Source organism: Desulfovibrio legallii, from assembly GCF_004309735.1.
In the GTDB taxonomy this organism is placed as follows: Bacteria; Desulfobacterota; Desulfovibrionia; order Desulfovibrionales; family Desulfovibrionaceae; genus Desulfovibrio; species Desulfovibrio legallii.
The window spans coordinates 168,705-180,175 of sequence record NZ_SIXC01000005.1 but is presented as its reverse complement, the minus strand read 5'-3'; the positions used below and the strand labels follow the sequence as shown (position 1 = coordinate 180,175).

Sequence of the window (11,471 nt, the reverse complement as noted above, 5' to 3'; positions counted from 1 at the left end):
TTCCGGCGGGGGCTCGGGGCAGACATGAACAAAGTGCTGGCGCAAGACGAAGTTGACGCCCTGTTGCGGGGCCTTTCGGGCGGCGAAATTGAAAGCGAGACCGAAGCGCCGGAGGACGACTCCGGCATTGTGCCTTTTGACCTGGCCAACCAGGACCGCATCATCCGCGGGCGCATGCCCGTGCTGGAAATCGTCAACGACCGTTTTGCACGCCTCTGCACCAACGCCCTTTCCAATGCCGTGCGCAAAAGGGTGGAGCTGAACCCCATTTCCATTGACATGACCAAGTTCGGGGAGTTCATGCGCTCCCTGCCCGTGCCCACCTCCATCAACATTTTCAAGATGGACCCTTTGCGGGGCAACGCCATCATGGTGGTGGATTCACGCCTGGTCTTCGCCCTGGTGGAAAACGTCTTCGGCGGCTCCGGCTCCCAGCCCAAGGTGGAGGGCCGCGAGTTCACCCGCATTGAACAGGCTGTGGTGGACAAGATCGTCAAAATCGCCCTGGACAACATGGAAGAATCCTGGCGGCCCGTGCACGATGTGAAGCTGGAGCTGGTGCGCAGCGAGATCAACCCCCAGTTCGCGGCCATTGTGCCGCCCAGCGACGTGGTGGTGGTGATCACCTTTGAGGTGGAGCTGGACACGGCCCTGGGCTCCATGGTCATCTGCCTGCCCTATGCCACCATCGAACCCATCCGTTCCAAACTGCACGCCAGTTTCCAGACCGAACGCCTGGAGGTGGACCACGCCTGGGTGGCCCGTCTCAAGGAACGGCTCATGGAAACGCCCGTAGAGATGAAGGTGCTCTTCGGCCGCACCACCATCACCGGCAACCAGCTGCTGCGCATGCAGGTGGGCGACGTGCTGGTGCTGGACACGGACCAGGAAGACCTGCTCCCCTGCACTGTGGCGGGCGTGCGCAAATATCAGGGCATTGCCGGCACGGTCAAAGCCATGAAGGCCTTTCAGATCATCAAGGAAAACGAGCCGCAGTACACCTAACACCCGCAAGGAGTGTACAAATGCCAGCTCCACGAGAGTTACAAAGCCTCGGAATAGAAAAATTTATAACTGAGTATAGCTTTTTACTTCGAAACCCAATCTCAAGACAGCAATCAACTATCTAATAGACAAACGAATTTCTAATGAGGCTGGAGCTGCACGAAGAGCTAATGCCGCCCGCAAAATTTTTTCAAACCCTTTCCTCCTGCGGGAATGTCTTACCTATGTAGCTTTTCAAGCAAAAAAAATTGACGCAGGGATAATTGCTCAAGCCAAAAATCTTTTGGCAGCACTCCCTCCCCTGAGTCATTAACCTACTCCCTTTAAACGTCCGGAGCGGATTTCGCGCTCTGTGCGCAAACGGCGCAGCTCCGGCCCCAGAATAAGCACTTCCGCCGCAGCCAGATGCGGCGCCACGGCCACGCCTGGGGGCACAGGCGCATCGGCCTCATAACCGCCCTGCGCCGGCCGCAACAGCACGCAGCGGCAGCCCGCGGCCAGGCCCGCCTCCACGTCGCGCACCCGGTCGCCCACCATCCAGGAGCGCGCAAGGTCCAGGCCCATTTCTTCCGCCGCGCGCAGAATCAGCCCCGGCGCGGGCTTGCGGCAGGAACAGGGGCCGGTGATCTCCGGCAGATGCGGGCAGTAATACCAGGCGTCAATGGCCGCGCCCTTGGCCTCCAGATCGGCGTTGATCCAGGCTTCCAGCTCGTGCAGGGCCGCCAGGTCGTACATGCCGCGCGCCAGGCCGGACTGGTTGCTGACCACCACCAGGGCATAGCCCACGGCGTGGAAGCGTTTGAGCGCCTCCACCACGCCGGGCAGCCAGTGCCAGTCCTCCTTGCGGTGCACATAACCCGTATCTTTGTTCAGAGTGCCGTCCCGGTCCAGAAAAATGGCCCGCCGCAACACGCCTTGCCCGTCCATAGATCCTCCCCGCGCAAAAGTTTTCAGCCTGGATGCCAACCAGCACCACGTGCCGCAGGCCGTTTGGCCCGCACCCCGGCGACCAGCCCAGCATAGCCCAAAAACCGCAAGGGTAAAAGCGGCGGCCGTAAGCTCTGCGTCCACAGCGGACGTCAAAAGTTGCCCGCCACAGGACGCTGTGCCCTTTTCCCCAAAAACAACGCCGCCGCGAGGGCACAGGATGCCTTCGCGACGGCGCTTCCACAGGCGGATTCCCGCAGGCTCAGGGGTCGGCCCCCTAGAGCATTTAACACTTAAAATGCTCGCTTACGGCAGGCAAAAGCCTGCTTTCTCGCATTTCGTGGCAAGGATTTTCAAGAAAATCCTTGCAGAGCAGTTAGATCATTTCATTCGCTAACTGCTCTAGCCTGCGGGAAATATGATCGTGTTATTGGTCCGGGGCGTCCACCGTACGCCGCACCAGGGCCAAGGCCAGCACCGCCGCGCTGGCGCCGCAAGGACGTCCCTCGGACTCACGCAGGCGCTCCCGCACAAATCCAGCCATATCCAGGGCCAGCACCGCGTCTGTAACCGCCGTGCGGCCGGCCTTTTTGTTCGCTTCCAACACGGCGAGGTAGCGCTCCAGAGCCTCCAGATCGCGCTGTTCCGGCGCGTATTCCGGCTCTGGCGGCGACGCCGCCGTGGGAAGCGCGCGCAACCAGTCGTGCATCATGACCATTCCTCCCTGAATCGGTCATTGCTTCCCGTTTGTGGGGGCGCGCCCGCCCGCCTCCACGGCGCGCCGTAACGGCCCCTGTTTCTCCACAACACTTCTCATTATCGGTAAACCGACAAGGTTCTTTAGGGCAGATCCCCAGTGGACATGCGCATCCGCAAAAACAAAAGGAACGCTGCCGCGGGCTTTGGCGCACAGCCAAGCAATGATGGCGCATCATGGCGGGGCCGTGCCCGCGCAGTTGCCGAGGGCTCGGCATGCCTGAAATATTCCGGGCGCAACAAGGGCATCAGTTCGGACGTTTTTGCTGACCATGCAACTCTGCAGGACAGATTTTTCCTGCCTTTTTCATGGTATAACTATTAACATAATTGTAGCGATAGCGTTACAAATCGCGGCCCGCTTGCAAGCCGTGGACGTCATGGCTACTATCGGCAACAATGCTGCTTGAATGAGGAGAGCCTATGCCGACACCCATTTTGCACAAGGAACGCCTGATCCCGGGCAAAACCAGCAAGCTGGTGCTCCACGCGCCGCAAATCGCCCAAAAAGCGCGGCCCGGACACTTTGTCATGCTGCGCGTGAGCCCCACGGGCGAACGCATCCCCCTGACCATAGCGGATACCGATCCCGCGCAGGGCACCATCACCATCGTCTACCTGGTCATGGGCAAGACCACGGCCATGCTGGAAGAACTAAACCAGGGCGACGCCGTCCTGGACGTCTGCGGCCCCCTGGGGCACCCCACCCACATTGAAAAGCACGGCACCGTGATCTGTGTGGGCGGCGGCACGGGCATTGCCGCCATGCACCACATCGCCAAGGGGCACGCCCGCGTGGGCAACCGCGTGGTGGGCATTATCGGCGCGCGCAGCAAGGATCTGCTGCTCTTTGAAAAGGAGCTGGCCTCCTTTGTGGACGAGCTGCTCATCTCCACAGACGACGGCAGCTACGGCCACAAGGGCCTGGTCACCGACCTGCTGCGGGATCGACTGGAAAAGGACAAGGCCGTCTTTGAGGTGGTGGCTGTGGGGCCCGTACCCATGATGGCCGCCGTGGCCGAAACCACCCGTCCTTTCGGCGTCAAAACCACGGTAAGCCTCAACCCCATCATGGTGGACGGCATCGGTATGTGCGGCGCCTGCCGCGTAAGCGTAGGCGGCAAGACCAAATTTGCCTGCGTGGACGGCCCCGAATTTGACGGGCATGAAGTAGATTTTCCCGAACTGCGCCGCCGTCTGGCCGCCTACCGGGAACAGGAACGCATTTCTCTTGAAGCCTACCAGAGGTCCACACATGGAAACTAGCAAGCCCAAAAAGACCGTGGCCCCCAGGACGCCCATGCCCTGTCAGCCCGCCGCGGTGCGCCGCGGCAATTTTAAGGAAGTGGCCCTGGGCTACACCAGGGAAATGGCCCTGCAGGAGGCCGCGCGTTGCCTGCAGTGCAAAAAGCCCCTCTGCGTCACGGGCTGCCCGGTGGAAGTGCCCATCCGCGACTTCATCCACCAAGTGGCCCAGAACAATATGGACGCCGCCTACCGCATCATCAAAAGCACCAACAGCCTGCCGGCGGTCTGCGGCCGGGTCTGCCCGCAGGAACACCAGTGTGAAGGCAAGTGCGTGCTCAAGGCCAAGGGTCAGGCCGTGGCCATCGGCCGGTTGGAACGTTTTGTGGCCGACACCTACATCGCCACCACGGCCTGCGAGCAGGTGACGGGCACCAATGCCTGCTCCCTGCCGCTGGACGGCAAAAAGGTGGCCTGCATCGGTTCCGGTCCCTCCTCCCTCACCTGTGCGGGCGTCTGCGCCGCCGCGGGCATCCGGGTGGACGTGTTTGAGGCCCTGCACGAGCCGGGCGGCGTGCTCATTTACGGCATCCCCGCCTTCCGTCTGCCCAAGAGCGTGGTGGCCACGGAAATCGACGGACTGCGTCAGTCCGGCGTGGAATTCCACCTTAACAGCGTGGGCGGCCGCACCGTGGACGTGGCCGATCTGCGCAAGGACTACGACGCCGTGTTCATCGGCGTGGGCGCGGGCCTGCCCACCTTTTTGGGCGTGCCCGGCGAAAACCTGGTGGGCGTGTTCTCGGCCAATGAATACCTGACCCGTGTGAACCTGGGCCGGGCCTACGACTTTCCCACCCAGGACACCCCGGCCTTTCCCGGCAAAAACGTCACCGTATTCGGCGCGGGCAACGTGGCCATGGACGCGGCCCGTACCGCCCTGCGCATGGGCGCGGAAAGCGTGCACATTGTCTACCGCCGCACCAAGGCCGAAATGCCCGCCCGCCTGGAGGAAGTGGAGCACGCCGAAGAAGAGGGCGTGCAGTTTGCCATGCTCTCCGCGCCGCTGCGCTTCAACGGCAATGCGGAGCTGCACCTGACCTCCGTCACCCTGCAGAAAATGGAACTGGGCGAACCCGACGCCTCAGGCCGCCGCCGCCCCGTGCCCATTGCCGGATCGGAATACGACATGTCCACAGATCTGGCCATCGTGGCCCTGGGCACGCGCTCCAATCCCATCCTGCTGGAGGCCACCCCCGATCTGGCCCAGACCCAGCGCGGCTACATCCAGGTCAATGAGGAAACAGGCGAAACCTCCATCCCCAACGTCTTTGCCGGCGGCGACATCGTCACCGGCGCGGCCACGGTCATCCTGGCCATGGGCGCAGGCCGCCGCGCCGGACAGGAGATTGTCCGCCGCCTGCGGGGCTGAACAAAACGCCGTCTGCGCGTAACCAGCTATTTTGCCGCGGAGAAGAAAGCCCGCCAGGGGCTTTCTTCTCCGCGGCTGTGCCAGGGCTCTGCGTCCTCGATAGCCTGACCCCGGACAGTTTTTCCCCTGCGGCCGTGGCAAGGCCCGCATATTCTTGCCGCTGCGAGGCATCGGCGGCCTTTCTCCTCGCGCCTGGGGGCAAGGCCTCACCGCCCTTGGCGGCCTTACGCCGTACGGCCGCCCTCTTGCGCACGCAACACACAAAACGCCCTTTCCGTCACGCGCCCCCCGCACCACCACACCTTTTCCTTGCGGCGGGGCCTGCGCGTGCGGCAGCTTCCGCCGACAAATTTTAACCGCACAGCTTCACTATAAAATTGGCCTTTACATTCTGGTGTCCCTGCGCCATGTTCATCCCTACCGTCAAGGCATTGCATCCGTAAAACGCCCTGGCGGCGTAGCCGATTTCGCCCGTCCTTCTCTGGACGGGGCACTCTTTTTTTGTGCTCCGCAGGCATCGCACATGGCATTTGTTGACTGCTCAAAAAAATATGCGCTTTGGGATCTGGCCTTCCTGCTTGTCGCGGCCGGCTACGCCCTGATTGGCCTGTGGGGGGTGACGCAGCTCTCCGCCAACGGGCTGGCCATCAGCAGCGACCTTTGCTGCTACGCCCAGAATATCGCGGGCGAGCTGCACCGAGGGCTGTTTGCACAGGATCCTTTGCTGGCCGTGCCCACCACGGCCAATTCCATCGTCAACCTTCAGTCCGCGCTGGCGGGCCTGCTGCAGCCCGGCGGCGACATTGCGCAGGGCCTGCTGCGGGCCGGCGCGGCGGGCGTTTTTTTCCATTACGCCGCCTTCTATTATCTGGGCCGCCGCCTGCTGGGCGCGCCCTTGCCCGCCGCCCTGTTCGCTTTGCTTACAGGCGTGACCGTGTGGGTCAACTTCGGCACGTACTGGGGTTTCGGTTCGGGCGACATCACCCCCCGGGTCTTCTACGCGGCGCTCTTTCCCCTGCTGCTGGCGGCGACGCTTTCCGCCCTGGATAAACCACAGCTGCGGCCCATCATCCTTTTTGTTTCGGGCTGCGGCATGTACCTGCACGGCATCAGCTCCCTTGTGGCCAGCTGCATGCTGTTTACAGTCTTTTTTTTCCACAGGGCCCCCAACGACAGCCTGCGGCGGCACTGCCTGTGGCTGCTGCTCAGCCTTCTGGCCTGGAGCGTCCCCACGCTGGCCTTTCTGTGCAGTTCCATCAAAACATCCTCGGCATTTTCGGCGCAAGAGCTGGCCGCGCTCCAGCACGTCTTTGGCCGGCGCTTTCTTGAAGATGAAGGCAATCGCTGGCACAGACTGATCAGCCATCTGCACTACGCCAGCGACAGCTTTCCGCTGCTCCTGGGCGGCGTAGCCGGATTTTTTATCGTGCGGCGTTGCGGCACCCCGGTCATGAAGAGGCTGGCCTCCATTGTGCCCACCCTGTTTTTGGGCGTGTGCACCGCGGTACTGCTTTCCGTGGCCGAAACAAGCCTGGCCGAAAGGCTGCACAGGCTGCCTCTTGGCTCGGAACTGCTGCGCGGCGTCCGGTTTGTTGTGCTTCTGTGCTGGCTCATGATCCTCTGCGCCTTTACCTGCCTGTGGCGGCGCGCCCCCCGCTGGGCCGGCGGCATCGCCCTGGCGGCGGTGGTCTGCGTGCTGGCCTTCGATCAGGGCCGCTGGGCCTGTGGGGGGCGGTACGCCTTGCGGCATGCCCTGGGGCTGCAACAGCCGGCCGCCGTACAACGCCTTGCGCGCAATGCCGCCGATTACGGACAGGCCCTGCAGGCCCTGCAGCGCATTGTACCGCCGCAGACGCCCGTTTTTGCGGAACCCGACGCCATGGCTGTGCGCTATCAGCTTTACCGGCCCCTGGCCTACGCCTTCAAGGACGGGTCTTCCTACCTCTACAATGAAGACCCGCGCGGGGCGGCGCGCTGGCTTGACCTGGCCGCCACGCGCGATACTCTGGGGCTGACCGCAACATGGCTGGCCTCAGGCGCGGCATGGATTTTGTGCGGCGACATGGCAGAAAGCGAAAATATCGCCCGACACGGCCGTATCGTCTGGAGCAATGACCGCTGGTTTATCGCCAGGCGCGACCTTGCGCCCGAAACCCCTCTGCAGTGAGGCATCGCATGGAGTCCACACTTTCCGTAATCGCACCGGCATACTGTGAAGGCGCCTGCCTGGGCGCGTTTGTGACCGACCTTATCGCCGTGCTGGACCAACTGCGGGCGGAAACACGCCTGGGCTACGAAATCATTTTGGTCGACGACGGTTCCACTGACGACACCTGGGCCGCCATGCGCGCCCTGGCGCAACGCTATCCCCGCCTGCGCTGCCTGCGCCTGAGCCGCAATTTCGGCAAGGACGCCGCGCTTTCCGCAGGGCTGGAAGCCGCACGCGGCGACGTTGTCATCACTATGGACAGCGACATGCAGCACCCGGCCACGCTCATCCCCCAAATGGTGGCGCGCTGGCGTACGGGCACGGTGGACGTCATTGACGTGCGCAAGCAGGAACGACAGAAAGAATCCTTTTTCAGCAGGTTCTGCGCGCTGACTTTCTACCGTCTGTTTCAGGCGCTGACCTCCTATGACCTCAAAGGTTCCGGCGACTTCAAGCTCCTGGACCGCAAGGTGGTGGAGGCCTGGAAAAGCCTGGGCGAACGCAAACCCTTTTACCGCGCCCTGACCTCATGGATGGGCTTTCGCCACGAACAGATCTTTTTTACGCCCCTGGCCCGCCACGGCGGCACCAGCAAGTGGAGCCTGGCCCGCCGGGCCACTCTGGCTGTGGATTCCATGACCTCGTTCAGCGGCAAGCCCCTGCTGCTCATCGGCTGCATCACCCTGCTCTTCTACGCCCTGTCCATTTTTGTGGGCTGCGAGGCGCTGTGGAACTATGCCACGGGCCAGGCGCGGTCAGGCTTTACCACGCTCATCCTGCTCACCCTGCTCACCGGCAGCGCCATCCTCACCGGCCTCTGCATCCTCTCGGCCTACATCCACCACGCCTTCGTCGAGCTGAAAGGCAGGCCCCGTTTTCTGCTTTCGGAAACACTGGAAAGCGACACCACGGAATTCTGACCATGCAGCCTTTTTCCCGCCCGGAAAACACGTCGCCCATGCGCCTTATTGTCCATGCGGACGATTGCGGGCTGACTCCGGCCGTCAGCGCAGACATTTTTGCCTGCCTTGCCCAGGGCCCGCTCAATTCCGTTTCCGTCATCATGGGCGGTTCCCACGCTACGGAAAGCCTGCGGCGGCTTGCTGCCCTGCCGTACACGCGCGTCTGCCTGCACCTCAACCTTCTTGAAGGCCGCTGCTCCGCCCCCATCCCGCAAGTGCGCCCGCTGGTCACTGCCGATGGCGTCTTCCGCCACAGTCTGGGCCAGCTGCTCATCGCGCTGGCCTGCGCTGTCGGCAGCCGCAAAAAAGCCTTGCTTTGCGCCATCCGCACCGAATTTGAAGCGCAGATCGACGCCTTCACCACCGCCTTTCCCCAGTGGCGGCAGCGGGGCGGGCTGCACCTGGACGGGCACCTGCACGTCCATACCATTCCAGCCCTGGCGACAACCATGCGCGGCCTCCTCCACGAACGCGCGCCCGCCTATGTGCGCCTGCCCAGAGAGCCCGCGCATCTGCCGCCGCTGCCTGCGGCGCAGCTGCTGACAGGCTGCGCGCGCCGGGCCCTGCTGGCGCTGTGGTCGGCCCGCTTCGTCTCCCTGCTGGATCAGGCCGGCATTGCGCACAACGACTTTCTTTGCGGCCTGGTTTCCGGCGGCAACCTTACCGCCACGCGCGCGGCAAAAGCCCTCGCGGCCATCCGCCGTCAAAGCCAGACCTCCCCGCTGGTGGAAATCATGTGTCATCCCGGCGGCCAGAAGGCTGACGACCCCTGCCTGCGGCACAGCGCTTTTTACCACAGCCCCGCGCGCCATGTGGAAAAAACCATGCTGCTGGACGGCAGCCTGAGCGCCGTACTGCGGCGGTACGGCCAGCCGTGCGCCTTTGCAGCGGCAAAGGCTTCCTGAGGCAGTGCCGCCGCCCATGCGGACACTTCTTGCCAATGCCCTGGTTTAGCGCTTACATCTGCGAACGGTAAAGGCCATGAACGGAACCGACGCTTTTTTTAGTTTTGTACGCAGCCTGCTGGCCAGGCGCTGGGTGCGCTTTGGCATGGTCGGCGGCACTGCGGCCCTGTGCTACGCGCTGCTGGGCCTGCTGTTTGTGAACGTGCTGGGCCTGCCCGCCCTGGTGGGCAATGGCCTGGCCTATGTGCTGAGTTTTGTGGTCTCCTACCTGGGGCAAAGCCTCTGGACCTTCAGCGCCCCCCACACAAAAGCCGCACACAGCGCCATGCTGCCCCGCTTTGCCGCCACCCAGGCTTTGGGACTGACGCTCAACACCCTCATCGTCTGGCTGCTTATGAGCCTGGGGCTGAAATACGAAACCGCCATGCCCATTGCCCTGCTGCTGGTGCCCGTGGTGGTCTATGCGGCGTGCAAATATTGGGTCTTCCGCCCCAGGCCCGCGGCACGCTCCCACGACAACCCCTGACCACGGGCCCCGACGCCTGGGCACGCCCCTTTGTCGCCGCACGCGCCGCCCCTGCCCCATAAGGAACGCCCCATGATTCTCGCCGACCTGCACACCCACACCCGCTATTCCCACGGCAGCGACACCCCCGCCGCCATGCACGCGGCCGCCGTGGCCCGCGGCCTTACGCTGCTGGGCTTTTCCGAGCATTCCCCCCGGCCTGCGGGCTTTGACTACACCCACGAATACCGCGAGCAGCTCACCCGCCACCTGCCGGACTATGTGCGCGAAGTGCAGGAGCTCAAGACCGCCAATGCCCACGGCCCCTGCCGGGTGCTGTTCGGCATGGAAATGGACTGGCTGGAAGGACAGGAAGACTATACCCGACAAGGCTGCGCGGCCTACAACTTCGACTACCTGCTGGGCAGCGTCCATTTTGTGGGGCACTGGGGCTTTGACGACGGCGCAGAGCCCTGGAAGGCTTTTTCGCAGGAAGAATGCGAACAGCACTACCGCGCCTACTTCGCCGCCTGGATCGCCATGCTGCGCTCAGGCCTGTTCAACATTGCGGCCCACCCGGACCTGATCAAAATCTTCTCCGTGGAGCAGTTCCACATCTGGCTGGCCAAACCCGAAAGCATGGCCCTTGTGCGCCAGGGCCTCACCGCCCTGCGCGACGCGGGCATGAGCATGGAAGTTTCCTCCGCCGGACTGCGCAAGGCCTGCCGCGAAATCTACCCCGCCCCCCCCATCATGGCCGCCGCAGCGGAACTGGGCCTGCAGATCAGCTTTGCTTCCGACGCCCACGGCACCGCCGACGTGGGCTACGGCTTCGCCCGCCTGGCCTCCTACGCCAAAGCCTTTGGCTTCACCCGCCACACCGTCTTCGACCACGGCCGCCGCAGCGAGTGGACATTTTAGAGGGGAGATTTTTTTGTGGGGGGAAGGGAACTTTTGTGAACAAAAGTTCCCTTCCCCCCACGCCCCCCATCCTTCAAAAAACTTTTTTCCCCGAAGGAATACGCCGGGCGTACCCTGCCCGAAACAACTCTGCATGGCAGATGACCACGGTGCGGGCTTTTGCCACCCCGCACCTGCACATCCACGTCATGGCCCGACTTTGTTCACCGCAGCTACCACATCCACGCCATAGCCCGTCCTTGCTCACCGCAGCTACTACATACACGCCATAGCCCGGCTTTGTTCAACGCAGCTACCACATCCACGTCTTGGACTCCCCCCGGAAGTTGCGCGCGGCATAAAGGGGTGTGGTCGCGCAGCGGCACACCCCAGCCGCGCCGGGCACAGTCGGGCTGACGCCCAACCGACAGAAGGGGAAAGGTGAGAGCAAACGCGAGGAGAACCTGTGCGGCGCGAAGGATACCGGCCGCGGGACACGACAATAGATTTAGGCTGCAGGGCCTGCGGCTGTTGCGCCCGGCATAAGGGACGCGGTCGCGCAAGCGGCGCGTCCCAGCCGCGCCGAACATGGTGGGGCTGCCCTGGGAAAGCGGGGGGTTATGGGGGT

At 63.2% G+C, this 11,471-nt stretch carries 11 protein-coding genes; 9 read left to right on the top strand and 2 right to left on the bottom strand.

The annotated features are described in order from the left end of the window. Positions 1–24: 24 nt before the first annotated feature. Complete coding sequence (gene fliM / locus EB812_RS05475) at positions 25–1,005, top strand: flagellar motor switch protein FliM (protein ID WP_118230822.1); 981 nt, start codon at positions 25–27, stop codon at positions 1,003–1,005. A gap of 309 nt (positions 1,006–1,314) precedes the next feature. On the opposite strand, the gene gmhB is transcribed toward fliM, so the two are convergent. Then, positions 1,315–1,932 carry a D-glycero-beta-D-manno-heptose 1,7-bisphosphate 7-phosphatase gene (gene gmhB / locus EB812_RS05470; RefSeq protein WP_118230819.1) on the bottom strand — a complete coding sequence of 206 codons (618 nt, stop codon included), beginning with the start codon at positions 1,930–1,932 and terminating at the stop codon, positions 1,315–1,317. A 427-nt stretch (positions 1,933–2,359) separates the two neighbouring features. Continuing rightward, the gene (locus tag EB812_RS05465; RefSeq protein WP_118230818.1) at positions 2,360–2,644 is read right to left on the bottom strand and encodes a hypothetical protein; all 285 of its coding nucleotides are present in this window, start codon (positions 2,642–2,644) and stop codon (positions 2,360–2,362) included. Positions 2,645–2,788: 144 nt separating this feature from the next. Here EB812_RS05465 and EB812_RS05460 point away from each other — a divergent pair, with 144 nt between their 5' ends. The 8 genes from EB812_RS05460 (at position 2,789) to EB812_RS05425 (ending at position 10,864) form a co-directional block, all read left to right on the top strand. Next, positions 2,789–3,013 carry a hypothetical protein gene (locus EB812_RS05460; RefSeq protein ID WP_130957905.1) on the top strand — a complete coding sequence of 75 codons (225 nt, stop codon included), beginning with the start codon at positions 2,789–2,791 and terminating at the stop codon, positions 3,011–3,013. Positions 3,014–3,111: 98 nt separating this feature from the next. Beyond that, a complete protein-coding gene (locus EB812_RS05455) occupies positions 3,112–3,954 on the top strand; it encodes a sulfide/dihydroorotate dehydrogenase-like FAD/NAD-binding protein (RefSeq protein ID WP_118230816.1) in 843 nt (280 codons plus the stop codon). After that, the gene (gltA, locus tag EB812_RS05450) at positions 3,944–5,362 is read left to right on the top strand and encodes an NADPH-dependent glutamate synthase (RefSeq protein ID WP_118230815.1); all 1,419 of its coding nucleotides are present in this window, start codon (positions 3,944–3,946) and stop codon (positions 5,360–5,362) included. The genes EB812_RS05455 and gltA overlap by 11 nt, the downstream gene beginning before the upstream one ends. Positions 5,363–5,885: 523 nt before the next feature. Continuing rightward, positions 5,886–7,529 (top strand): translation initiation factor 2, encoded by a 1,644-nt coding sequence (locus tag EB812_RS05445; protein WP_118230814.1) that lies wholly within the window; start codon positions 5,886–5,888, stop codon positions 7,527–7,529. Between the two features lie 8 nt (positions 7,530–7,537). Next, complete coding sequence (locus EB812_RS05440; RefSeq protein WP_118230813.1) at positions 7,538–8,491, top strand: glycosyltransferase family 2 protein; 954 nt, start codon at positions 7,538–7,540, stop codon at positions 8,489–8,491. 2 nt (positions 8,492–8,493) lie between these two features. Continuing rightward, on the top strand, positions 8,494–9,438 hold the full coding sequence (locus tag EB812_RS05435) for a carbohydrate deacetylase (protein ID WP_165450896.1): 945 nt from the start codon (positions 8,494–8,496) through the stop codon (positions 9,436–9,438). Between the two features lie 76 nt (positions 9,439–9,514). Next, positions 9,515–9,964, top strand: a complete 450-nt coding sequence (locus EB812_RS05430) for a GtrA family protein (RefSeq protein WP_118230812.1) — start codon at positions 9,515–9,517, stop codon at positions 9,962–9,964. A 72-nt stretch (positions 9,965–10,036) separates the two neighbouring features. Further along, positions 10,037–10,864 (top strand): histidinol-phosphatase, encoded by an 828-nt coding sequence (locus EB812_RS05425; RefSeq protein ID WP_118230811.1) that lies wholly within the window; start codon positions 10,037–10,039, stop codon positions 10,862–10,864. The last annotated feature ends 607 nt before the right edge of the window (positions 10,865–11,471 follow it).